22 protein-coding genes are annotated in these 24,514 nt (G+C 41.6%); 11 read left to right on the top strand and 11 right to left on the bottom strand.

From position 1 onward, the window contains the following. Nucleotides 1-26: 26 nt before the first annotated feature. Nucleotides 27-1,868: an asparagine synthase (glutamine-hydrolyzing) gene (gene asnB / locus MHI46_RS05385; protein WP_099663130.1), complete on the bottom strand. Its 1,842-nt coding sequence runs from the start codon at nucleotides 1,866-1,868 to the stop codon at nucleotides 27-29. A gap of 154 nt (nucleotides 1,869-2,022) precedes the next feature. Between asnB and MHI46_RS05380 the strand changes: the two genes are divergently transcribed. Beyond that, on the top strand, nucleotides 2,023-2,550 hold the full coding sequence (locus MHI46_RS05380) for a DUF2777 family protein (RefSeq protein ID WP_126682040.1): 528 nt from the start codon (nucleotides 2,023-2,025) through the stop codon (nucleotides 2,548-2,550). A gap of 38 nt (nucleotides 2,551-2,588) precedes the next feature. On the opposite strand, the gene MHI46_RS05375 is transcribed toward MHI46_RS05380, so the two are convergent. Further along, nucleotides 2,589-2,957 (bottom strand): YisL family protein, encoded by a 369-nt coding sequence (locus tag MHI46_RS05375; RefSeq protein ID WP_034282135.1) that lies wholly within the window; start codon nucleotides 2,955-2,957, stop codon nucleotides 2,589-2,591. Between the two features lie 92 nt (nucleotides 2,958-3,049). Continuing rightward, nucleotides 3,050-3,955: a fumarylacetoacetate hydrolase family protein gene (locus tag MHI46_RS05370; protein WP_342503151.1), complete on the bottom strand. Its 906-nt coding sequence runs from the start codon at nucleotides 3,953-3,955 to the stop codon at nucleotides 3,050-3,052. Between the two features lie 979 nt (nucleotides 3,956-4,934). Between MHI46_RS05370 and MHI46_RS05365 the strand changes: the two genes are divergently transcribed. From MHI46_RS05365 to MHI46_RS05330, 8 genes are all read left to right on the top strand, one after another. Then, the gene (locus MHI46_RS05365; protein ID WP_342503150.1) at nucleotides 4,935-6,029 is read left to right on the top strand and encodes a CotH kinase family protein; all 1,095 of its coding nucleotides are present in this window, start codon (nucleotides 4,935-4,937) and stop codon (nucleotides 6,027-6,029) included. Nucleotides 6,030-6,151: 122 nt separating this feature from the next. Beyond that, entirely contained in the window at nucleotides 6,152-6,313 is a 162-nt protein-coding gene (locus MHI46_RS05360; protein WP_039177669.1) for an aspartyl-phosphate phosphatase Spo0E family protein, read from the top strand. A 127-nt stretch (nucleotides 6,314-6,440) separates the two neighbouring features. Beyond that, nucleotides 6,441-6,662 carry a spore germination protein gene (locus MHI46_RS05355; protein WP_024425506.1) on the top strand — a complete coding sequence of 74 codons (222 nt, stop codon included), beginning with the start codon at nucleotides 6,441-6,443 and terminating at the stop codon, nucleotides 6,660-6,662. A gap of 14 nt (nucleotides 6,663-6,676) precedes the next feature. Next, complete coding sequence (locus tag MHI46_RS05350; RefSeq protein WP_003210877.1) at nucleotides 6,677-6,910, top strand: spore germination protein GerPB; 234 nt, start codon at nucleotides 6,677-6,679, stop codon at nucleotides 6,908-6,910. A gap of 30 nt (nucleotides 6,911-6,940) precedes the next feature. Continuing rightward, on the top strand, nucleotides 6,941-7,555 hold the full coding sequence (locus MHI46_RS05345; RefSeq protein WP_039177664.1) for a spore germination protein GerPC: 615 nt from the start codon (nucleotides 6,941-6,943) through the stop codon (nucleotides 7,553-7,555). Next, complete coding sequence (locus tag MHI46_RS05340; protein WP_003210893.1) at nucleotides 7,552-7,728, top strand: germination protein GerPD; 177 nt, start codon at nucleotides 7,552-7,554, stop codon at nucleotides 7,726-7,728. The genes MHI46_RS05345 and MHI46_RS05340 overlap by 4 nt, the downstream gene beginning before the upstream one ends. Continuing rightward, complete coding sequence (locus MHI46_RS05335) at nucleotides 7,728-8,159, top strand: spore germination protein GerPE (RefSeq protein ID WP_024425504.1); 432 nt, start codon at nucleotides 7,728-7,730, stop codon at nucleotides 8,157-8,159. Before MHI46_RS05340 ends, MHI46_RS05335 begins: the two co-directional genes overlap by 1 nt. 22 nt (nucleotides 8,160-8,181) lie before the next feature. Further along, complete coding sequence (locus MHI46_RS05330; RefSeq protein ID WP_003211468.1) at nucleotides 8,182-8,400, top strand: spore germination protein; 219 nt, start codon at nucleotides 8,182-8,184, stop codon at nucleotides 8,398-8,400. 47 nt (nucleotides 8,401-8,447) lie between these two features. Here MHI46_RS05330 and MHI46_RS05325 read toward each other — a convergent pair whose 3' ends face one another. Genes MHI46_RS05325 through addB form a run of 5 tightly spaced genes read right to left on the bottom strand, consistent with a single transcriptional unit; the run spans nucleotide 8,448 to nucleotide 20,552 of the window. Then, a complete protein-coding gene (locus MHI46_RS05325; protein ID WP_039177660.1) occupies nucleotides 8,448-8,747 on the bottom strand; it encodes a hypothetical protein in 300 nt (99 codons plus the stop codon). A gap of 19 nt (nucleotides 8,748-8,766) precedes the next feature. Next, nucleotides 8,767-12,162, bottom strand: coding sequence for an SMC family ATPase (locus tag MHI46_RS05320; RefSeq protein WP_251181144.1), 3,396 nt, complete (start codon nucleotides 12,160-12,162; stop codon nucleotides 8,767-8,769). Then, the gene (gene sbcD / locus MHI46_RS05315) at nucleotides 12,159-13,334 is read right to left on the bottom strand and encodes an exonuclease subunit SbcD (protein ID WP_039177655.1); all 1,176 of its coding nucleotides are present in this window, start codon (nucleotides 13,332-13,334) and stop codon (nucleotides 12,159-12,161) included. Before sbcD ends, MHI46_RS05320 begins: the two co-directional genes overlap by 4 nt. A gap of 26 nt (nucleotides 13,335-13,360) precedes the next feature. Next, on the bottom strand, nucleotides 13,361-17,065 hold the full coding sequence (addA, locus tag MHI46_RS05310) for a helicase-exonuclease AddAB subunit AddA (protein ID WP_342503149.1): 3,705 nt from the start codon (nucleotides 17,063-17,065) through the stop codon (nucleotides 13,361-13,363). Further along, on the bottom strand, nucleotides 17,043-20,552 hold the full coding sequence (addB, locus tag MHI46_RS05305; RefSeq protein WP_342503148.1) for a helicase-exonuclease AddAB subunit AddB: 3,510 nt from the start codon (nucleotides 20,550-20,552) through the stop codon (nucleotides 17,043-17,045). The genes addA and addB overlap by 23 nt, the downstream gene beginning before the upstream one ends. Nucleotides 20,553-20,704: 152 nt before the next feature. On the opposite strand from addB, the gene MHI46_RS05300 reads away from it, so the two are divergent. Next, on the top strand, nucleotides 20,705-21,151 hold the full coding sequence (locus MHI46_RS05300) for a ferritin-like domain-containing protein (RefSeq protein WP_039177646.1): 447 nt from the start codon (nucleotides 20,705-20,707) through the stop codon (nucleotides 21,149-21,151). Between the two features lie 196 nt (nucleotides 21,152-21,347). On the opposite strand, the gene MHI46_RS05295 is transcribed toward MHI46_RS05300, so the two are convergent. Genes MHI46_RS05295 through MHI46_RS05285 form a run of 3 tightly spaced genes read right to left on the bottom strand, consistent with a single transcriptional unit; the run spans nucleotide 21,348 to nucleotide 23,070 of the window. Further along, nucleotides 21,348-21,758, bottom strand: a complete 411-nt coding sequence (locus tag MHI46_RS05295; protein ID WP_039177642.1) for a DoxX family protein — start codon at nucleotides 21,756-21,758, stop codon at nucleotides 21,348-21,350. A gap of 57 nt (nucleotides 21,759-21,815) precedes the next feature. After that, nucleotides 21,816-22,655, bottom strand: coding sequence for a M56 family metallopeptidase (locus tag MHI46_RS05290; RefSeq protein ID WP_039177640.1), 840 nt, complete (start codon nucleotides 22,653-22,655; stop codon nucleotides 21,816-21,818). Continuing rightward, on the bottom strand, nucleotides 22,648-23,070 hold the full coding sequence (locus MHI46_RS05285; RefSeq protein WP_024425495.1) for a BlaI/MecI/CopY family transcriptional regulator: 423 nt from the start codon (nucleotides 23,068-23,070) through the stop codon (nucleotides 22,648-22,650). The genes MHI46_RS05290 and MHI46_RS05285 overlap by 8 nt, the downstream gene beginning before the upstream one ends. 267 nt (nucleotides 23,071-23,337) lie before the next feature. Between MHI46_RS05285 and MHI46_RS05280 the strand changes: the two genes are divergently transcribed. Then, on the top strand, nucleotides 23,338-24,483 hold the full coding sequence (locus MHI46_RS05280) for an AbrB family transcriptional regulator (RefSeq protein WP_058838811.1): 1,146 nt from the start codon (nucleotides 23,338-23,340) through the stop codon (nucleotides 24,481-24,483). Nucleotides 24,484-24,514 lie beyond the last annotated feature (31 nt).

The raw sequence follows: 24,514 nt of genomic DNA, 5'->3' as shown, positions 1-24,514 counted from the left end.
ACAAGTACAAGAAAGCCGACCCTTTATTACGCTTCTATATCAATTCGATACGTTTCAAACCAATGATGAATCTGTGCTAGATGGGCAATCAACTGTGGGCCCTTCATGAGCTGGCCATACCAAGGCACATGAAAGGAAGCTCCTTCCGTTTCAATCAGCTGCTTTAATTGATGTGGATCTAAAAATTCGTGAAGTACAGAATCTTTTTGCGCGAGACAATTTGTTAGCATCTCTTTCACAGCCTGAGTATAGGCTGGATGATGTGTTTTCGGGTAAGGACTCTTCTTTCGATAAAGCACTTCATTCGGTAAAATTCCCTCTAATGCTTTTCGTAAAACCCCTTTTTCACGATTTCCATGCATTTTCATTTCCCAAGGAATATTCCACACATATTCGACAAGGCGATGATCTGCAAATGGCACACGTACCTCAAGACTAGCACCCATACTCATTCGATCTTTTCGATCAAGCAGTGTTGTCATAAACCAGATCATATTTAAGTAAAAAAGTTCTCTCCGGGCTTTATCGACTCCCGTTTCTCCATCTAAAAGAGGCGTTTCTGCCACCGTTTCTTCATATTTGCTTTGTGCGTATTCCTTAAGTGACAGCTTTTTTTGCCACGAGTCTTGCAGGAGCTGCGTTCTTGCTTCTGTCGATCTCATCCAAGGGAAACTATTTGTTTCATTTGCCATGTGAAACCAAGGATAGCCGCCAAAAATCTCATCAGCACACTCACCTGATAAACCAACAACGAAATCCTTTTTAATTTCTCGGCAGAATATAAGTAAAGAAGAATCGATATCTGCCATCCCTGGTAAATCTCGAACCTCAACCGCTTCCTTCAAATACGCAGCCAGCTCTTTTTGACCGATGATACAGTTGTGATGATTCGTTTGAAACGCTTTGGTCATTTGATCAATCCATGGGCCGTCAGCATTCGGCTGGAATTGACTTGCTTCAAAGAATTGATCATTTTCTTCGTAGTCAATGGAATACGTATGAAGCGGTGCTTTCCCTATTTTCTCAAAGTGCTTAGCGGCAATGGCAGTAATGGCACTAGAATCGACACCGCCAGATAAAAATGTACATACAGGCACATCAGAGACAAGCTGTCTCGTAACGGCATCTGTAAAGAGATGCTTAATGTGCTGTGCGGTGTCATCAAGTGAGTCAGTATGCTCCTTGCTTTTGACATTCCAGTATCTCCACACGCGCAGGCCGTCTTTTGAAAAGGTCAAGGCATGTGCAGGTCTCAGCTCTTTTACCCCTTTAAACACTCCTTGGCCTGGTGTTCTTGACGGCCCTAAGCCAAAGATCTCCGACAGCCCTTCATGATCGACTTTTGCTTTGATATCAGGGTGAGCAAGAAGTGCTTTAATCTCTGAACCAAATAAGAAGGAATGATGACGTTCTGTATAGAAAAATGGCTTGACACCGAGCCGATCTCTCCCTGCAAATAACAATTCACGCTCACTATCCCAGATCACAAATGCAAAAATGCCATTAAAATGGGAGACACACTCTTCCTTCCATTCTGTATAGGCATGAAGAAGAACTTCTGTATCAGAATGCCCAAGAAAGCGGTGCCCCCTTTTTAACAATTCTTTTCTTATATCCTCCGTGTTATAGAGCTCTCCATTGTATACAATCGTATAAGCATGGTTTTGATGTGTATATGTCATCGGCTGCTTTCCGCCTTCTACATCTACCACCGCTAACCTTTTATGCCCGAAAAGAACATGCTCACTTTTCCACGTATTTGTATCATCTGGCCCTCTTTTAGATAATGTATCTGTCATTTGATTGATTACATGATCCTGTTGGATGAGCTGCTTTTTAAAGTCTGCCCAGCCTGTAATTCCACACATCATCATCAGCTCCCATCCGTTTTTCCTCAAGTGTTCTCATTCAGCCTTTCTTAGTTTATGCATCGTCTCCTTGATAGTTGATTTGTCCTTTTTTCCCGGCGTATAGGACAGGCTTGATTTGGTAAGAAAAGAAAGAGGAAAGGAGCTTTTGCAAATGGAGAATCGAATGAAGCAGCTTGAACGCTGCAGCAGAAGATGGTGTAACGGGTATTTGCTCATTGAAAACGGACATTGTCTGATTGAAGATGAAGAAGGAGAGATCATGCTGCCAGAAAGTCTTCAAAGCACAATGATCTGTTTGAAGGAAAATGACCGATGGACAAAAGGAGAATTGCTTGGTTCCATGGTTCTTCATGAAAACGGGCAGCTAATAGAAGTACAAGGAGGAGAAAAAATTCAATATACGGCGTCCCTTGCCAAAGGCTGGCTCGATCTTCTCATGTTCGTACCGGAGAACGTCTTTGATCACATCCTTGAGCAGGTAGAGCAGCTTGGTTTTTCCGTCTATGATTGTGTCTTCTCTTCCTTTCATTCATTGCAGCGCGTCTCTTTCTTTCAGTTTTCGGCAGATACGCAATCACTTGCACTTCAATGTCACCATGACCCTGCCTCCAGTCACATTCGTTTTGAATGGACCACTTCAGATGGACAACGGATCGTTTCACAATTTGATGCCACATAAAAAGGACACTGCTTCGTATAAGCAATGTCCTTTTTATATTAAAAGATATGGAAACCGATCGGCAGACGTAAACCGAGAAGAATGGTCACAATCGCAAATACGATAAAACCAATCAACACACCAGTCACCGATTTTCCTTTTTTCTTGCGCACTAGGACCATTTCCATGAAACCGATCACTAGGATACCGAGAATCATTTTTCCGATATACTCGCCCCCGAAACCTGGAATTTTCATTCCTGTGCGAACATACAGCTCTACGCCTGTTGCGATAATGATCAAGTAGAATAAGCGAACGATCATGTGCACAATTTTAGCGCCTTTGTCGTTTTTACCTGCTAGAGCAAAGGCTACGAAGAATAAAATAATCCCCAGCACCCATGCTGTGATATGTAAATGTGTTCCCATTTGTGATTTCCCCCTTTATCAGAACAAGTACCTTCTCATCGTACCACGAAATAAGTCGAACACAAAGCGACAATCCTGTGTCATCATGTGCTTTATTTGACGTGATTTGTCAGCGTCCCAATCGGTTCAATCGTGATGTCAATTCGATCTCCAGAAGCTAAAAACTTAGGCGGTTCAAAGCCCTTCCCTACCCCAGAAGGTGTACCTGTTGCAATGATGTCACCAGCTTCTAGCGTCATCCCTTTTGAAAGAGTGGAGACGATGTTCTCAATTGTGAAGATCATTAATTCCGTACTGGCAGACTGACGAACCTCTCCGTTTACCTTTGTTTCCACATGGAGCGCACCATGATCCTCGATCATTGATTTATGAACGATATAAGGTCCTATCGGGCAGGTTGTATCTAAGCTTTTGCCAATGAAAAATTGTTTGTGTTTTTTCTGCAAATCTCTTGCCGTCACATCATTTAAAATGGTGTAACCGAATATATAATCTTGTACCTCTTCAGGAGCAATGTTTTTCCCTGATTTGCCCATCACGATAGCAAGCTCTCCTTCATAATCCAATTCACTTGTCACATCTTCATGAAGACGAATCTCATCTTCGTGTCCAATGACAGAAGTAGGTGCCTTTGTAAAAATCATCACGTCTTTAGGAATATCCGCCGCACTTCCCATTTCCATAACATGATCTTGATAATTCTTTCCGACACACATGATGTTTTTAGACGGCTTTGGAATCGGGGCATGGAGTTTCACGTCCGAAAGCGGATATACATAAGAGCCGCGGTCTTCTTCTTTTTTCTCAGCCCAATCAAGAAGCTGCCCCACATGTTCTACAAACTTGTCCCCCATTTTGATGCACTCAGATAAAGAGTTTGGCAGTGTCTCAAGCTCAAATAATTTGGCTTCTGCCTTTTTGACGTCCATCACCCATTCATCATCAATGACTACCCCAATAAACATGCTGCTATGTATCTCACCTGTAAAAAACTTCATGTCTTCCCCTCACAATCTTCATTTCGCTAAGTTATGATGTCTCATTTTATTTCTCTATGAAATAAAAAAAACCCTTTTTTATCATACTCTCTTTTAAAAAGGGTTTCAAAAATGATGATTGAATGCCTAGCGGAAACGGCGGTATTCCCACATATTTCCTTGGTCCCATTTACGCTCAACATTTCCTGTTCTTTGAGAACGATGCTTTTTCTTTCCACATCTATGGCAAGATCGGCTGCGTTTATGGTGATGAGAACGTTTAGATCGATGACTGCGGCGTGACTTGCGGCTCTTCTTATGATGGGATCTGTGCTTGCTGCGATGTGACTTGCGGCAGCTTTTCTTATGATGCGATCTGTGCTTGCTGCGATGTGACTTGCGGCAGCTTTTCTTATGATGCGATCTGTGCTTACTGCGATGTGATTTGCGGCAGCTCTTCTTATGATGCGATCTGTGTTTGCTGCGACATGACTTTTTCGGTTCGCTCTTTTTGCTTCTGCAAGATTTTTTGCTTTTATATGACTTTTTACTCTTCATGCTTTTCTTAGAGCGATAACTTTTCTTTGAACGATAGCTTCTGTAGCTTTTTTTACTACGGCGTGATTTACGGCGTCCACCACCGCCAAAGAACCAATGACCGCGATTTGAATGACGAGAACGAGCTGACTTATGCGAACGTTTCGATTCTGGTTCACGATCTAAGTGATGATCACGTCCCTCACTTCGAAGTGAAGCCACTGCATGTTCAATGTGCGAATGATCAAATGTACTCACGAACAATTCCCCTCCAGTCTATGCTTCGACAAAACAAACAGACAAAGCTGTTTATCTTCTCTGCTTTATGTTACGAGACTCGGTAGACAAGTGTTCGTGACGAATGCCTCTTTCCTTTAAAACTCCATGAATACCTACCAGCCGGTACAGGACATTCCTTCACTTTCATATTGTAAAGAAGAGCATATAGGAGGCTGATGAACGTATGAACACGGAACCTTTAAAACAACTTGATATGTGGATTCATCCAAAGGACCTGATTGAACTAAAAAAAGACATTTGGAACGATGAACCTGTTGAAGCTATTCTGAAAACAGGCCAAACCAAATCACATATTTATGCTTCATACCGCGGTTCACACATTAGAAAGCTTAAGAAAAAATCCTATCAAATTGAATACCGAAAGCCAAAACAAAGACAAGGCGAATCCATCTTTCATTTAAATGCAGAGTACAATGACCCTTCGTTTATCCGAAACAGACTATCTTTTTATTTCTTTGAGCAGATGGGGGTGCTTAGTCCAGCCGCTTCTCATGTGTTTCTCACCATAAACGGAAGAAAAGAAGGCATTTATTTGAAAATAGAATCCGTCGATGAGTTCTTTCTTCAAAAACGGCAGCTTTCAGGAGGCGGCATTTATTATGCGGTTGATGACGACGCGAACTTCTCCCTTTTGAGTTCTTTTGATAAAAAGCCAAAAAAGCACCTTCTTCTCGGATACGAGAAAAAAACGGGGATGTCTCAACATGATCAGCAGCTGAGTGAATTTATTTACTTTCTCAACACAGCAAGAGATGACACTTTTGCAGAAAAAATTGAACAATACCTAGATGTGACACAATATTTCCGCTGGCTCATCGGTGTGGTATGCACACAAAACTTTGATGGTTTTGTTCATAACTACGCTCTTTATGTGAATGAACAAGGACGGTTTCAAGTACTTCCTTGGGATTATGATGCAACATGGGGTCGTGACATTCATGGTGAAGAAATGGCGTTTGATTACATCCCAGTAAACGGCTTTAATACATTAACTGCTAGATTACTAGATATCCCTTCGTTTAAAGAAGCCTATTACACACTTTTCCAGCATGTACTCGATACACATTTTGTAGAAGACCGGCTCTGTCCAATCATCGAGAAATGGCATGAATTGATTGTGGACCGAATTGGAGATGATCCATATACGAAAGATCGAAAAGACATCCTACCATCTGAACGAGACTTAATTCGGCAGTTTATCAACAAAAGACGACGTTATTTACAGGCTGAGATCAGAAAAGAGAAATTTGGTACGTAAGAACACTTTCGAATTTTGTCACTTTATTACTCATATTGACGAAACAGCTTTTTTTATAGAAAAATAGGGTATACTAACCATATCCTTCTATTTGATAAAAAATGTGAGAGTTGGCGTCCGTTATGATCAATTATGAAATTGAACAAAAAAGATTACATTTAATTGAGACTGCAAAAAAATTCGGGATGAATGCCGAAGAAACCATCAGATGCAGTCAAGAGCTTGACATGCTCTTAAATAAAGGCATCAAATCCACCTCTAAAGATTGCTCAAAAAAAGGGTAAGCCATACATCTAATTCCTCTCATGAAAAGCTTTCAAAAAGACAATCACACATTAAAAGACCCATCATAAGCTATGGTGAAACGCCCAAAAACAAAGTGCCCTAATTTTATAAAGGATGTGCACCGCTATGCCGGCTATTGTGGGAGCCTTTAAAGTAAATGCCGTCGGAACGAGCGGAGTCGTTCATGTTGGAGACTGTATCACCATTTCTCCAAATAGTCAGGTTAAAACGTTTGCTGGCGCAGGCAGTTTTAATACAGGTGATCAATTGCAAATTAGCAACTACAAAAGTGTGACAAATACGTACGACAGTGATGTCATAGATCAACCGCTTGTTGGTAACTTGTAAGGAGTGAGGATCCGTTGAACTTCTATATTAATCAAGCGATACAAATTAATTATTTACGTGTGGAGTCTGTAAGTAACTCCTCTGTTCTGCAAATCGGGAGTGCTGGATCCATCAAAGCCCTTTCCAACCTGTATAACACGGGAAGCTACGTAGAAGCAGCGCCTGCCGCAGCAGGTACACAAGGAATTGAAGAATCTCAAGGCGCAAGCACAGCACCTTTTGTACCGCTTCAGTCACCAACAACTTAAGTCATCTGCAATCCCCGGAGGTGTAGGTAAATGTATGATTATCAGAGCAACGCTTCACAAGTATATGGCATCATTCAAAAACAATCGCAACAAATCATGATGCTTGAAAAAAGGCTTAACGAGCTTCAGCAGGAAATACAAATGATCAAAGATAAACCGACAACGAATATAGAACGGATTGATTATCAATTTGATCAACTGAAAATCGAACGGCTGGAAGGGACGCTGAATATCGGCCTCAACCCATCTGATCCAAACAGTGTTCAAAACTTTGAAGTGGGCCAAACAACAACCCCGGGAATTGGAATGATGCAGCAAGAAATGGCTGATCAATTTTTCAATCAAACACGGCAGCTTGTCGATGCATTTCTAAATGAAGAAGCTCCAGAACTTCTTGAAGAACTAGAACAGCGATATGAAGGGTCCCTCGATGAAAGCAACAAACACCATATCATTGAGGACATTCGCAAGCAAATTGACAGCAGGATCAAATACTATGCGGGACAGCTGCCTCACCGGGAAGATATGACACCGTTGCAGCGTTCAGAGCAAATTGCTGAATATGTGAAGCATGATGTAAAGCGGGCGATTGAGCACTTTTTAGCCCATATTCCAAGTGAAACGAAAGGAGAGGAAAACGGATGAATTTCACAGTTGTCAACCGCAATATTGAGACCGGAAGCATTAAAGTAGTCGGGGTATCATCTTCTTCCTTATTTATCATCGGGGACACAGATCATGTACAATTATCCTCAATTTTCGATACACCGCCAGAATCTCTGATTATTGGCCCGTTTGTTCCTCTAGCACCTCGATAATGATCAAGCGCACATCTCAAGTGAAGTTCTCAAAGGTGAATTCTGTCGGGATTTCGAGTGTGGTTCAAATCGGTGATACTCAGGAGCTATGCCCGAAAGTCAAGGTGTTAGCTGTTCAACGAACCATTAGTTTGTTTTATGGCTATGAAGCAGAAAATTTAGATGCGAAAGAATTTGAAGTGTATTATGAGCCTATTCCATTGATGCTGCCAGAACGATCAGTGAGAACAGCCTTTTACCATGAAAAGCCTGTGATTAAAGTGTCTTCCATCCATGTAGAAGGGGTATCATCGTCCTCTGTCTACCAAATCGGCTCTACTTGTCGAATGAATGGCGTTGCGCGAGTGAAGCATATTAGGGAGCTGTTTAGCAATGATGAAAGTCCGCAAAACTCACAAATGGACCTACCTGCGCATATGATGGTGATATGACTTCGAATAAAGGATGTCGATTATGCCAGCAATTGTCGGACCCATTTACATTAACTCTATTTCTGGAGGCGTCGTAAACGTCGGTGACTCATTCTACCTGTCGCCTAAAAGTTCGTCAAAATCTGCTTTAGGCTCTGGAGCGGGGAATACCGGAGATTTCTTGATATTAAATAATGGCATTAGCGCCACCAACTATGTGGATCCTGACTTAAATGATCAGAATATGGTAGGTAATGCATGAAGCAGCTCCTCTACACCTATTTCAAATAGAGGAGCGCTTTTTTATGCTTATTTCTTTCTGCGCTGTCTCGATTTTTTTGTTTTAACTAGCTTGCTTGCCGGCTGTTTCCGAATCCATTTGATGTACGAAGCAAGCTTTTCATCCTGCCTCAGTGCATCAATTGTGTTCAAACGTGCGGCAAGCTCCTGGTTTGTAAAAAGGGCATGTACTTGTTTATGACAAGGGATGCACAAGAAGGCAGTCGGTAAAAAAGCACCACCCTCTTCTCTTGGCGTTAAGTGATGTTCTGTGAGCAGGACATCTTGTCTTCCGCACAGCTCACATAATCCAATTGTTTGCTTTGCCACCGTGTCATCACCTCAATATTTACATTAATTCCATTGAGACTGTTGTCCCTTTCCCGCTTGGATCTGCTGGATGGACAATCAGTTTCTTCGGCAGCCGCATTTTCAATTCTTCCACATGGCTGATGACACCAACAGCTAAGTTTTGGGATTGTAATTTCTCTAATGCGGTAATGACCGTATCAAGCAAGTCTTGATCAAGGGTACCAAAGCCTTCATCAAGGAAAAAGAATTGCAGCGGAAACTCACCTCTCAGCTGAATCTGCGCTGAAAGAGCTAGTGCAAGGGCAAGCGACGTCAGGAAGGTTTCCCCGCCGGACAAGCTGGACACTGGACGTCTGACACCGCCATTCGCATCATCACGCATGACAAAGCCGCCTTCTGAATCCACCTCAATCGCATACCTTTGTCTTGTCAAAATACCAAGACGGGCAGATGCATCACGACTGACACTTTCCAGCTGTTCTTCTGCTAAGAACTCAACAAATGTATTTCCTTTAAACACGGTTTGCAGCTTATCGAGCCGATCAATTTCTTGCTGCAGCTCCGCTAAGCGTTCATGAATACTTGCAAATCGCTGGTGATTTTCTTCCATCACACGCAGATGTTCATAAGCAGAGCCGCTCATCACTGTTGCTTCTTCCAATGCCTTTTCTGCCGCTTCTTTCCTCAGTTGAATATCAGTCCACTGCTTTTCATCTAGTGACTCATCTTTCAGCAGTTCAGAAATTCGCTTTAAGTTTGCGGCACATTGCTTTCTTTTATCCTCAAATTCATCAATTTCTTGTTTAACTGATTGACGTACTGCCTGATTCAGGAAAGCAGATTCAATCTCTTGAGGCTTATCAAAAGGAGAAGACTCCGATTCTTTATCCCATGCTGCTCGTGCTTCTTGTTTTCTTCGTTCAGCCTCTTGAAGCTGACGCTCACTGCTTGAAAAATAGCTTTGTGCCCGACTAAAGAGCTCCTGCGCATGCTGTAATTGCTTGTACGATTGCTGTTCCATTTCATTGAGACGAGCAAGCGTGTGTTCAACCTCGATCAGTTCTTCAGAAATGGAGACAGCTTTTAATGGATATCGCCCTAAATCTGTTTCATATTGATGAATGAGCTTTTCCTGACTTTCCAGCTGATGCGCTAGTTTATCAAGTTCCTTCTCCACATCGTATATGGCTGTTTGCAGCTGTTCTTTTGCCTGCTGTTTTTCTTCCAAAAATGAAATACTTTTCTCAATCCGCTCTTTATAGCCTTCCGCTTGCTGGTCCTTTTCATCTATCTGCTTTTGCATTTCTTGTACTTGATGCAATGTAAAGTGCGGGAAGGCCTGATTAAATTGAGATGTTTGCTCTGAAAGCTCAGATTGAAGCTCCTTGATCAGCCCGTCTAATTCTTCGATACGCTGCTGTTCAAATGTCATCTGATCTTTTATCTTGTTTATCTCTGCTGCTTGATCATGTGTTTCATCCATTAAACGAGCTCGTTTACGATCAACTTCTTGAATATCTTGTTTCAAGCCTTTCCATTCTTGCATGAGATACTGCAAGGACTCCGGATTTTGCACTGCTTCTACTGCTGCCGCAACTTCCGCACCTGGAGCTTTCTGAGATAAAAAGGCAAATTGTTTTACTAATTGATTAGCGTGCGTTTCCAATAGCTGCTTGGCGGCATACATGTCTCTTGTGTATTCCTCTGCCTGCTTAAGCTCTGTGTCCATCCGTTGAATCACTTCATCGATTTGTGCCACTGTTTCTTCATGGTCATTGTTTTCCAATGCCTTTGAGTCATGATGAACCGATCCACAAACAGGACATGGCTCACCATCTACAAGCTCTGCCGCTAATTCTTTTCTTAATTCCGCCGCCCTAACAGCATCACGCTGTTTTAATTTTTCGAGCTTCTGACTTTGTTCTCTTTTACTCCATTCTGTAAAAGCCCGTTCGAATTCACATACATAGAAATAGAGCTGTTCAATCGCTTGAAACGATTGGTCTATTTTTTCATGATGGTCTTTTTGCTGTTTTTGAAGCTTTTCAAATGCTGCTGCGGTCTGTGTTGATCGCTTTTTGAGCTCCTCCATCTTTTGTTCTTCCTTGTGTATGCTTTGATGTATTCTTTGAACATTTTCGCTTAATCGCAAAGCATCCTGTACACTTTTCCGTTCTTTTACAGAGACTTGTAATGGCTCCAGCTCACGCTTCAGCTGTGTTTGTTTTGCCAGTGCACGTTCTAACAATGATTGGAGATTGTCTGCTTCTTCTTTTTTTTGTAATAATTGCTGCGCTGTATTATTTTTTCTCTGTTCGATTGCCGTCTTTTCCTGAAGAGCCGCCTCTTTTTTTCGTTCAATTTCCTTTAGCTGAATCAGCTGCTCTTTCTTTTGGAGGAGTTCTGGCTCAGTTTCTATTTTCTTTTGTCTGGCTTGCTCATAGTTCTGCGTCATTTGATCATAGATCGTTCGTTGATGCAGAAGCTGATTTTCTGCTTCCTGCTTCTCTTTTAATGCTTGAGAAAGCTGATTTTCAGCCTTTGTTAATGCATCCGCATAGGGCTTTAATGCCTCTGCCTGCTCAGCAATATGAAGCTTGGCCTTTTTTTCTTCCATTGATGGTGCCAGTTGATTCAGATGGTTTAGTTCCGTCTCATAAGCTTCTTGTTCCTTTTGATACTGCCAAATTGTTTGCGCCTTTGTAAAAACAGTGAACGCTTCATCCCGCGCTTGTTTTTTCTCATGAAAAATAGCCTTTGCCTGCTCTGCCGCTTCCTTTGCCTTTGCGAGCGCCTCTGGACCAGCTTCACCTAAACCATTCAACTCAGCAAGCAGTTCATTTTTTTGTCCATACTGATTCTGCGCCTTTGCACGCAAACGTTTGACGAGCTGATCCCCATACTTTTCCAGGTTAAACAAACGCTGAAGCATTTGTCGTCTATCGGCTCCTTTTAAGGAAAGGAATTCTGCAAACTTCCCTTGGGGCAAGACGACCGCACGCGTAAAATCATCAATGGTTAACCCGAGTAATTCCTCTATTTTACGATTGACCTCACTCGCTTTATCTGCAAGGACTGTCTGCGTATCACCAATTTCAATCAGACGGCATAGTGTCGTTCTGACTTTCATTTCATCCGCCCGCTTAAAAGCACGTTCGACTTTATAAGAAATATGGTGTTCCTTCTGCAAAGCGAACGTAAAGGAAACTGACAGTTTCTCTTCCGCTTGGTTCAAAATACCATGTGTATTATTTAATGCCCGTTCCACTTTGCCATAGAGTGCCAGGGTCATCGCGTCTAATATGGACGATTTTCCGCTTCCTGTCGGTCCAAAAATGCCAAACACACCTGCATCACATAATGAGCTAAAGTCAATTGTTTGCTCTTCTCTGAAGCTATGAAGTCCTTTAATGGTTAGCGTAATCGGCTTCAAGTCGCTTCCTCCTCTTGCATTTCATTGGCGAGCTCCAAAAACAGCTTGACTGTTTTTTCATCAGGAAGTCCGCCGCCTGTCTGGCGCTCATAAAATTTCACGAACCGCTCTTCTATCGAGAGCTTTTCAACTTGCTTTTGTTCTTCCAATTGCTGCAGTTCTTTAAATTTTGGTCTAATATGAACAAACCCGCTATGCTGCTTTCGGAGCTGATGGATCTCTTCTATGGAGAGCTGATCTGTTAAATGAATCTCTAAATCAATCCATGCCTGAAGATCCCGTTTTTCATCCAGCCACTCGTGTACTTGACTTAGTCCCTCAGTAGCCTTCCATTTCACAAGTGGTTTTCCGCTTGATAACAACACTTCTTTCCAGCTTGCTTTTTCATTAGGTTTTGCTTCAACAATCGTGACTGATTTGGCATATCCTGATTCAGAAAAGCTGTAAGCAAGAGGTGACCCGGAATAGCGGGCGATCGTTTTGGCACGCTTGATGGTTTGCGGCCTGTGCAAATGACCAAGGGCCACATAGCAGGCTGCTTCTGGCAGACTCTCAGCCGCAACGGTATATGCACCGCCTACTTCAATCGGTCTTTCTGAATCTGTTTGACTTCCTCCTGCCACATAAATATGGCTCGTTGCGATATTGACCGTATCGGCTTGAAATTGAGTGCTTAAATGTTGGAATGCTTGCTGTATTTTTAAATTGTAATGATCACGAAGCACTTTCTCTTCAAATGTTTCAGCCAGTACCTCGTTTAGTCTCGCTTCAGACGGATAGGCGAGTGCTGCAATGGATAAACGTTCACTCGAAGAAGGAACATCGACGCGGATGATATCATTTGTCGGATATCCAATTAAATGAATCCCCTGATCATTTGTTAAAGGAGATGCGGCGGATAGTCGATCCGGATTATCATGGTTGCCTGAGATGACCACGACCTGACGTTTTCCTTTATCAGATAAGGCGGATAGACTTTCGTAAAAAAGCTGCTCTGCTCTAGCAGGCGGATTCACTGTATCAAAGGCGTCTCCAGCCATGACAATGACATCAATGTGTTCGTCTTTTACGATTTGATACAGCTCATCTAAAAACTGTGCTTGCTCATCAAGCCGGCTTCGGCCTTCAAGGGTTTTTCCTAAATGCCAATCCGCCGTATGCAGAATTCTCATGTGATTCACCTCTCATTCCGATACATTTATAATGAAATTTCTATATTCCCATCAAAGAAATAAAGAATTTTCTCCTCTAATGTTCTGTTTGTTAAACGTTCTACTGCTTTTGCATATAACGCGATTTGAGTTTCATAGCGTTTTTTCAATATAGGCACAGCTGCTTCAAGGCCGTCTGTAAATCTGCCTTGCACTCTATCGGTTTTATAATCTAGTAAATATAGCTTTCCGTCCGTTTCAAATAAACAGTCAATCATCCCTTGAATAAGGACAGGCTCCCCCTCTGCATCAATATGGCTGTATACCTCTTTAACAGGTAATACCATACTAAATGACACTTCTCGTTTTACCCAGTCCGCTTTTCGCAGCTTTTGACCAATAGAAGTAGAGAAGAAAGCTGCAATTCCTTCTTGATCAATTGACTGGACTTGCTCATTTGTTAGCAAGTCTCGCTGCTGTAAGGAATCGAGCAGCTGCTGTATACGTGAATCATCGTAGGGCTCGTCAGAAGGAAGCGCAATATGCTGCATGACTGTGTGCATTGCGGTGCCTTGCTCTGCGGCAGTGAGTGCTTTTTTCTTCATGAAAGCCGGCCGGTCATACAACGTGGCACGAGCTTTTCGAAGAGAAGAAGGAACACTGTACTCATCCTGTATTTCTTTCATTCTCTTTATCTCGGAAACAGACTGCTTTGTGCCGACTTGTGAGGCCGCTAGATATGGGTATCTCCATGAAAGTCTCTCTGCTACTTTCTCATCAGCATCACCATATTCTTCAACAGGCAGCCCCTCCATCAAAGCTTGTACCACCTCGTCTTGCTGCTCCTTTTCAAGTGACATATCTTCTTTTAGAAGATCGGAAGCTTGAGTAAATGAGATTGTGAATGCTGATGGATGCGAAAGAACAACATCACCTGTTTCTTCTAAAATAGATGACATTGCTTGGTGACGGATGAGAGCAGGACCAATAAAATCTAAGTATGTTTTCGATTGATAACGTTCAAAATCAGGGAGCAGCCAATCTTCTCCGGTTGCAGCATTTTGCCATTTGCTTAATGCTTTCACCTGATTTTTGACAGAGCCGACCAGAAATAATTTTTCCTTAGCCCTTGTGAGCGCCACATATAGAACTCTCAGCTCTTCAGATAACAGCTCTTTCCTCATCTTTTTTTTCATCGCTACAAGCGGTAATGTTGCATAACTAATTCTCAGCTCAGGATGGATATACTTGCTTCCAAAACCTAGCTCTTTATCAAGTAAATAGGACTGGTTTAAGTCCATCATATTAAAGTTTCTGCCGAGTCCTGCGGTAAAGACGATTGGAAATTCTAACCCTTTACTGCTGTGAATTGTCATCATGCGAACAACATCCTCTGTTTCACTGAACGTTTTTGCCGCACCAAGATCATCTCCACGCTCCTGCATTCTTTCGATAAAACGAAGAAAACGGAACAGCCCTCTAAAGGCAGCTTTTTCATACTGCTTCGCTCGATCATAAAGAGCGCGGAGATTCGCCTGTCTCTGCTTGCCTCCAGGCATCCCGCCAACGTAATCTAAATACTGCGTATCGCGGTATACTTCCCAAATCAATTCCGCTACTGCATGATTCATCGAGAAATCACGCCATTTACGCAGCAACCTGAAAAACCGTTCTAGTTTTTTGCATGTAGGGTGATCTGAATGAGTCACACTCATAAATGCCTTCACAGCATCATAATAAGTGCCTTTTTTATCACTCGTGCGAATCAGTGCCATTTCATTTTCGTCTAAATGGACAAGTGGTGATCTTAATACAGCTGCAAGCGGGATATCCTGATATGGATTATCAATGACTTTTAACAGAGAAAGAATGACAGACACCTCTGTTGCTTCAAAATAACCGGAAGAAAGATTCGCATACACAGGGATTCCCTGCTTCTTCAATTCCTCCATCATTTGCGGGGCCCATGGCATAGAACGAAGCAAAATCACAATGTCCCGATACTGCAAGTTACGGGTCATTTGCTGTTTTGCATCGTACACTTGAAATGGCTGCTCCACCAATTGTCTTATTTTTTTAGCAATGACTCTCGCTTCAAGCTGTACGGTCTCTAGTTCTTCTCGCTCTTCGTCAGTTTCTGCTTCCTGTTGATCTAAATGGACAAGAAGCATTTCTGTCGTTGTATCTTCGCTTTCTGGATAACTCGCTCCAAGCTTTAATTCAGCTTGTTCATCATATTCAATTTCTCCAACTGTTTCCCCCATCAGCTGTTTGAACAAAAAGTTCGTACTGTCTAACACATCTGAACGGCTACGGAAGTTTTTATTTAAATCGATTCTCTTCCCTGTTTCTTTGCCGTCTGGTGTAAATTGTTTATATTTGTTTAAAAAGAGCATGGGCTCAGCCAGTCTAAAACGATAAATGGACTGCTTTACATCACCAACCATAAACAGGTTGCCGTCTGCAGCATATTCCCCTTTAGATACAAGCTTTAAAATCGTTTCTTGTACAAGGTTTGTATCTTGGTATTCATCAACGAGCACTTCTTCAAACTGCTGTTGATAGTACTTGGCCGCTTCTGTTTCGATCAAATTTCCTTCCGCATCCTGCTCTGCTAAAATGCGTAAGCAATAATGCTCTAAATCCGAAAAGTCCACGATTGATTTTTCTTGCTTCGCTTTTTCGAAACGCTGTCCAAATTGGATGACAAGCTCCACAAGTGTTTCGACCACCGGCTTCATTTCAGCTAAGCTCTTCAAATGCTGGGCTGGACTGCGCATAAAGTATTCATCTTTAAGTTTTTCTAATTGTTTTTTTGCTTGATTGCGTGCATCTGTGGCTTTTTCTAACAGCACAGGGTCATATTCGTCCCCTTTACATGTTTTGAGCCTTTTAAAATTGATGTTTGGCAAAAGCTCGTAAAGCTTCTCAAAATCATCTTGATGCCTGATTAATTCATTGACTTGCTCTAAATCATCTATAAAATTTTCTGCTCTCGGTGCTGGACCGCCCGGTTCTTTTGATAGGGCGAGAGCTCGTTCGAGTAGTTCCAGACAGCTTCGAAAAACGAGAGAAAGGTCCTCTTTGATATATGGGTAAAACGGTAATTGTTCTACTTTTGTTTGAACATCTACATCATAAAGAGAAAGAAATGCCCTCATCCATTGCTCAGGTGAAGGGTGAGATCTGGAAAACTCATAAATTTTCTTCACAAGCCATTGCAAGTCTAAATCATGACGGTCAGAAGTATAGCGATCAACCAGTTCAAAGAACGATGGCTTTCCAGCCTTATATTCATCCTCAAACAGTTCATCCAATACTTCATCTCCTAATAATTCTCCTTCTGTTTGATCAGCCAAACGGAAGCCTGGATCAAGGTCAATTTCATAATAAAAGGTGCGCAGAACCTGCAAACAAAAAGAGTGCAAGGTAGAAATATTGGCACGATTCATGAGCGACAGCTGTCTTCTCATATGAAGGGACCCGGGGTTTTTCGCTAATTCCTTTTCAAGTGCTTCTGTGATCCGATGCTTCATCTCTGCCGCAGATGCATTTGTGAAAGTCACAACGAGCAGACGATCCACATCAACTGGATCTTCTGGACGGGTCATTTTTCGAATCAGCCGTTCAACCAAAACAGCTGTTTTACCTGACCCTGCTGCCGCCGCAACAAGAATATCTTGTCCTTCTGAAACGATGGCTTCCCACTGGTCATCCGTCCAAGTACTGTTATTCGGTTTTGGTATTTGCATACTGATCCCCTTCTTTTTTGATCCGGTCTATCACAACATCATCCTTTTCAGATGAAAGCACTCTAAATTCATTATCCTCTATCGATTCATCAAATTGGCAAATAGACTTAAATGAACAAAAGCGGCATGGTGTTTGATCCTTCAATTTATATGGATTAATGGCAACTTCACCATTTGTAATTCTTTCGCCTGCTTCTTCAAATGTACGCCGAACGTGCTGTGTGAGTATATGAAAATGATCTTCACTTAAAACAGCAGAGTCAGAACGGAAAGATCCGTCCTTTTTCAAACCGGCTTGAATGACTTGTGATCTTCCTGATTCAAGCGTTTGATCCATTAGCTTTACCGCTTCTATATCTTCAAGCAATAGACCTTTCATTTTAAATTTCTTGAATATTTCCTGCTCAATTTCATCCTCTGCAAGCGGAATCGGTGCTTGAATGAGCGGATCATGGATATGGAAATATAAAATGCCAGCTGGCGTTGCTTCTACACCGAGCCATTCCTTCGAATACGTAATGGTTAAATCTAAGTAAGTGAGCATTTGCAAAGCCAGCCCATAGTATACCTCTGCTAGATCAAGACCTTTTTCACTCGATTTGTAGTCGACGATTCTCAACAGCACCCCTTTTGAACCTTCTGCTTTATCTACTCGGTCAATTCTTCCGACAAGCTCCATCGTGCAGCCATTTTTCAATTGAAAAGTAAACGGAGGAAGAGGTCCTTGGCCGCCAAAGCCTAACTCAAGTCCAACGGGAGAAAATCCACTCACTCTTGCATGCTCACTTAAGATAGAAGAGACTCGAATTAAGATTTTCTGGAGTTTTTCTTTAATATAAGCATGCCGATTAGAGCTTAAGAGGATTTCCTTTTGAAGACGCGGAGCAAGCTGTTCGATTGCATGTCTTGAATAATTGACACAGTCATCCTTTGTTAAGTTTTTCCAATCCTTTTTTTGTTCAACAAGCGTATCTGAAATATGCTTTAAAGCCGAGTGAAACAGCTGGCCGATATCGGGTGCTTCCAATTTATAAAATTGCCGGTCCTTTAGTTTTAACCCGTGGGAAGCAAAGTGAGAAAATGCACACGCATTAAATTTCTCCATTCTTGAAACACTGCCTTGAATGTGATCACCGTAAAGTTCTTTTGTGACGTTTGGTTTTAAGCGCTTTGCTCGATTTGTAAAAAACAAACTCGACAAGATGTTTTTTGATACATCCCGATGAGTTGACGTTATCAAATAATTATAAACACTCCACCATACACCACTGATGGGATATTGGTTGAGCCATTGCTGCAGCTGCGAGACAGTATACGATAAAGAGACATGCTCATTCGCTACAAATTTTAATTGCTCCTCGTCATCCAGCTGTTCCGGGTCTAACACATACAAAGCATGCTGATGATTTGGCATAAGCTCCTGACAATACTTGATAAGAGTCGAAGGCAATAAAGAGCGCCCCTCTTCATCAGACACTGAATAAGACAAATACAAATGATGAGATGGACTCGACAGCGCCTGGTAAATTAAAAATTGCTCATCTAGCAGCCGTTCCTTTCCTGTCTCTGCCAGCTCTGCTCCTGCTCGCTTTAACCATTCCCTGTCATCCTCAGACAAAACACTTTCGTCAGAAGGGCGTGCGGGAATAACGCCATCATTTACCCCAATGATAAACATACACTTCACTTGATACATTCTTGATAAATCCATACTTCCGATAAATACTTGGTCGAGTGAAGGCGGAATTAAAGCGAATTTTAAAGAGGCCAATCCTGTATCCATCATTTGCTGGAATAAAGGAAATGAGAGCTCCTCATCACCGAGCATTTCAACAAATTCATCCATTAATTGAATAACAGCATCCCATACTTGTCCATGCTGCATGGCTTCAGCTAATCTACCTGCTTCTTCTGCTTCCAGCCTAGCCTTTTCAAGTTTATCCGGCACTTGTATTTCCTCTAAAAAGACATAGACTGCCTCCACCATGTCTTTTACCTTTTGCGCTTTTTTCAGCCTTTTTTGCAATTGGAAAAGCGGAGGTGCAATCCATTCCTTTACATCATTCAGCATCTGTTCCATTTCAATTTCTTGATCTGTTTGTCCAAAATCCTCATCTAAAGATTGGAATCGTCTGTAGTGGAAACGGGAGCCGTTTGTCCAGCGTTCTCCTTTTACACCATAAGCAATACAGTAGTTTTCAAGCTGATCTGCCTGTTCTCTCGCTTTGTTTTTGGCAAGTTCGAGCGGAAATAAGAACTCAGTTTTCACGCAGCGAAACACGGCCTCATACCGCCAGTTTCCTTTTATGACATCCAAGCTCGAACGAATCAATTCAATAAGCGGGTGATACTGCATTGATTCATTTCCATCAATAAAAAAAGGAATATCGTAATCTCGAAAAACCTCTTTTAACGTATCTTTATAGTCATCTACATGCCGTGCGACAACTGAAATATCTCGCAGTCTAAGTCCTTCTTCTCTCACTAAATGAAGAATTTCTCTCGCTACTCCCTCAATTTCAGCTCGTTTACTCGCACTTTTAGACACTGTGAGATGAGGGGTTACTTCCTGATATGGCTGCACCGGTCTCTGCTCATATTGGCGTTCTAAATAAGCAAGATCTGGCGTATGAAGATGCCGGTTATTTCTCTCCAAAATGTGCTCAGAAATGGCCGCTCCGCACTCTTTAGCAAGCTGATAGAGCTGGAAATACGTTTTACCAGTCATACGAAATAAATCAAGTTCATTTGGCTGCTTATCATGGTAGGAACGATCCACTGTGAACGCAGCCGTTATTTTCTCAGCATGAAGCAGAAGCTGTTCAATGACGAGAAGCTGCTGCGGTGTAAATTGATAAAAGCCATCTATATAAATATGTGCTCCTTTTATTTCTTCAGATAGAGGAATTTGCTGCGTGAGAAGCGTCAAATAGTCTTCTGAGTGCACATATTCATCTTGTAAATGCTGCTCCATCTGCTGATAAAGAACATGCAGATCATGCAATTTTTCGCCTGCCCGTCTTTCTTCTGTATACTCTGAATGCATGCTCGATAATGAAATTTTTTCAATATCCTCCGGCAGCATGCAGTATCTTTTGAACTCAGCCATCGTCTTTTCGATTTGCTCGACAAACCCTGGCTTATCACTCGCTTTTTTGAATACCTTAAACTTTTCTTTCTCTTCTTCAATTACTTTTCTTAAAAGCATTTGAATTCCTGTGCTTGTCACAAATTGCCGGTTCGCTCCGCCAGTCTGCTGTAAAATAGACCAAGCAAGACGCGTGAAACTAAATACTTTGGCCCTAATCATCCCGCCAGCTTCAGACGTTTTTGCAAGCTCGTATTCCATTAAGAATGTCATTTGATCCGGGACTAAAAAAATGATTGGCGGATCCAGCGGATCTAGCCGAAGCTGTTCTTTGATTTCCTCTAAGATTGCAGTCGTTTTTCCACTCCCCGATCTGCCTGCTAAAAACTGAATCTCCACGCTCCACAACACCTTTCTTATGTACTCATATTCTAGCGAAAATAAAAGTAAATAGCTATTTTCCCCTTCTCCTTCCCAAAAAGATATAGGCACCTTTCCTAACTCTTCTCATATCATAAACCATCATGAACTCAAAGGAGGCTGGCAATATCATGTATTACGGTTATTATGACTACTCGCCATATGACATGCGCCAAAACACAAGGATCATTTCTGACCTTGAAAAAGCGATCAATGGTGAATATTCTGCGATCCAATGCTACGAAAAACTTGCCCAAAGAGCAAAAACTCCTGAAGCAAAAAAAATCATTCAAGAAATACGCCAGGATGAAGTCAGACACTATCAACTATTTACAAAGCTATATTATTCTTTAACAGGTAAAAACCACAAACCAAGCGTAACAGAACCTTGTCCAGATCAATTTAGAGAAGGGCTTCTTTTCGCATTTAAAGATGAACAAAGAACGGTCGATTTTTACTTAACGGTATCAGATTATGTCCGGGATCAAGGAACAAAAGAGCTGATGAAACGTATTGCTCAAGATGAACAGCAGCATGCTGTATGGTTTTTATATCTTTTAACGCACCATGTGTCTTAGATAGTCCTATTTTAATAGGAGATCGTATGTTCCGTCAAAAAATGAAATCGTCTTTTTGTTCATTCAATCTATAAAATAAAGGACTATTTCAGCAAACCTCTCATCTCTTTCCCTTTTTCAAACGTGAAAACAACAATTTGATAAATAAAAAAACTCCTCTGCCACACATAGCAGAAGGAGTTTTTTTCATGATCGTTTAATGAAATTTTGCTTCATTGCTTTGCTGCTGATGTTTTAGCAGCCCATCAATGGACAGCATCTTACTGCCGCTAAGTGTTAAATAAAGCGCCATGACAAGCAGTGATAGTTCAAATTCATAACCGCCAACAAATCCTTTAGAAAAACCAACCGTCATAATCGCCACAGCCATAATTGGTACAAATAGCGCTGCGAAAATACGTGTTCCTAGACCTAAAATCAAGGCGATACCACCGACCAGTTCAATTGTCTTCACAATATAAGCCATAAATTCCGGTATACCGATTTGTCCAAAGAATGCCGCTGTTCCTCCCAGACCTCCTTGATATGCCTGAAGTCCGTGTAGAAAGAAGATCAAACCTAAAATAACACGCACGAAAAGTGTTCCTATTTCTTGATTCGTTTTCATATAGTGATTTCCTCCTGTTTTTACACTACATAATGTAATGTTAATAAGTAAAAAAAATTAGTAATTTAGATTAAGCATAATCATTAAGACCACCATGAGAATGGTTGATGTGACAATGGGAATGATGGGTACATTGAAAGGAATATTGTATGTTGGATTTAAGATCTTTTGTATTCTTAAATTCAATGCCCGATCTCCAAAGGATACCGCAAACTTCGTTTGTTTTTGAAACTGAGTTCTCTTTTTAATGAGTTTCAAAAGGGCTTGCCCTACTCCAAGCTCAGTGCCTGTCTGCCGAATCGCATAGTCATCTGCGATCACTTCACGAAAAACGGAATAGCTTTGTCTCATATGCTTTAACACTGGAATGTACCAAATAACTTTTGTGAGCATTGAGAATGTGAAGGCCTTTAAAGGATCATAGCTGTATTTGTGGTGCAATTCATGATGAACAACAGCGTCAATCTCCTCTTCATCCAGCATGTCCATGAGAGACGTTGATAGGTAAACCTTTGGGTGAAGCATCCCCATGGCAAAAGCAAGCGGTTCATGACAATGAAACACAACGATGTCGTTTGCATATTTCTCAGATAAAGATTCGGTCGACTCGTGATTGACTGCAAGCATGAGATTTTGCTTGAATTGAATGTACGTTTTGATTTGCTTCGTCATATAGAAAATCGCAAATCCCAGTGTATAGAGCACTAAAGCATCTAGAAAATATTTCAAAGGAGTGAATCCATAGAATTCGAGAACAGATTGGCATACATGAATGAGATTATATGCTTGATTCCAGCCAAAAAAGCTTGAAAGCACGTAATACCCCATCTGATAAAAAATCGTTAAACCAATCAATATACCGCCTAAAAATAGCAGGCTCGATTTCATTTTATTCATTTTGCTGCTCCTCTTTTTTGGATGCCAGCCTTGCTTCAAGCACTTTGAGTAATTCAGGGTCAGCACTTTCAATTGCATCCACCATATGATTCACTGCCAGTGGACCAAAATCGTCCATCAGACCTTGCGTAATCCATTTTGTCTGCTCATTTAGAAATTCTTCTTTTGTTAAAATGGGGTTATAAATAGATGAACGCCCTTTTGTTTTCTTCTCCACAATTCCCTTTTCGGTTAAGCGGTTCAGCACAGTCATCACCGTGTTGAAATTAATCGGCTTTTCATCTGACAGCTTCTGCTGCACTTCTTTAATCGGCATATCCTCACCTTGATAAAGGATCTCCATAATTCTTCCCTCTAAAGGACCGAAAAAACGATTCAATCCCTTTTCATTATATTTAAAAGAAGGAATTTTCATGTTATCACCTCACACTAAGGATTGTAGTGTAATTGAAAATGATAGTCAACTGATAACAAAAATAGGGGAAAATCGTTGTATATTTGTTTTTGTTTTTGGTAAAAATTATATCTTCACTTTTATTAAGAAGCTGTCAGGTTCTTGATAAGTTAATCTTATGAAAATGGTAAAAAAATTCGTATTTTATTTATAGAGACTTTTGTATTATAGTGAAGATAACAACATTTCACTTACTGAACAAAATTACAGGAAGAAGGTTTACATGTGATGAAACAAGGAAACAGCCTTCGAACCGATCTCATTTTGATCGCAATAAGCGGTTTAGGTGGTTTTCTTTTGTCTTTAACAGGAATGTCTATTGGCTGGATGATCGGTACATTAATCACAGCTGCATTTATTGCCATGCGACGTCCCACCCTGTTTCAGCGTAAAGGAAACAACACCTTGCGTATTCACAGCAGATGGCTACTCCTTGGTCAATTTATTCTCGGAATCGAACTCGGACAAAAAATGAACATGAAAGTTCTTCATATTTTCGCTGAACATTGGCTCCCTGTGAGTTTCATGCTCGTTTTTTCTATTCTACTGGCGATGCTCTCTGGCTTTGCCTTATGGAAGCTGAGTAAAACAGATATGCTGACCAGCTTTGTCGGCACAGCACCAGGCGGTTTATCTGCTATGCCAGGGATTGCCCAAGAGGTTGGAGCAAATACAGCCGTTGTCAGTCTCGTACAAACAACACGTGTATTAATGGTGGTACTCACCATCCCTTTTACGGTGTTCTATTTAAATACAAAAAATCCAGCGGATGCAGCTGCAGGCATTCAAGGGAGCGCCTTTTCATCCGGTGTTTTCACCCTGTCAAACATCTCGTGGACTGCTGCACTTATTTTAGGTGCCTGGCTTATGTCACGCCTAGCGGTTCGTCTTCATTTCCCTGCCCCTTGGCTGATTGGCAGCATGTTAGGAGTTGCTGCTCTTCAAGTAGGTGCAGGTGCGCTCATAGGTCATGATTTGATTCCTTATTGGCCAGCACAAGCGAATATCGCATCACAGGTATTTCTAGGTGCAACCATCGGTTCAAAAATGAATAAACAGATGTTTGTCGGACTAAAAAACACGTTAATTGTAGCAGTCGTCAGCTCAGCTGGATTGATTGCTGCAACGGTTCTCAGTTCAATTGCCATTGCTGAGGTCACAGGGATTTCTGTCATTACAGCCATTCTTGCCTTTTCGCCTGGCGGTATTGCAGAAATGGCAACAACAGCAGTTACACTCCATGAGGACTCAACCTTTGTAGTAGCTGTACAAGTCGTTAGAATCATTCTTGTCATTGCTATGCTGCCACCTTTTTTTCGATTCTTACATCATGTCTGGGCAAAAAGACATCCCGAATATAAAGCCGCTAAATAAAAAAGAGAGACGCTTTGCATGTGCAGAGCGC

It is taken from the genome of Bacillus sp. FSL K6-1000, assembly GCF_038630785.1.
Classification (GTDB): Bacteria; Bacillota; Bacilli; order Bacillales; family Bacillaceae; genus Bacillus; species Bacillus safensis.
This window is presented reverse-complemented; position numbering and strand designations above follow the sequence as displayed.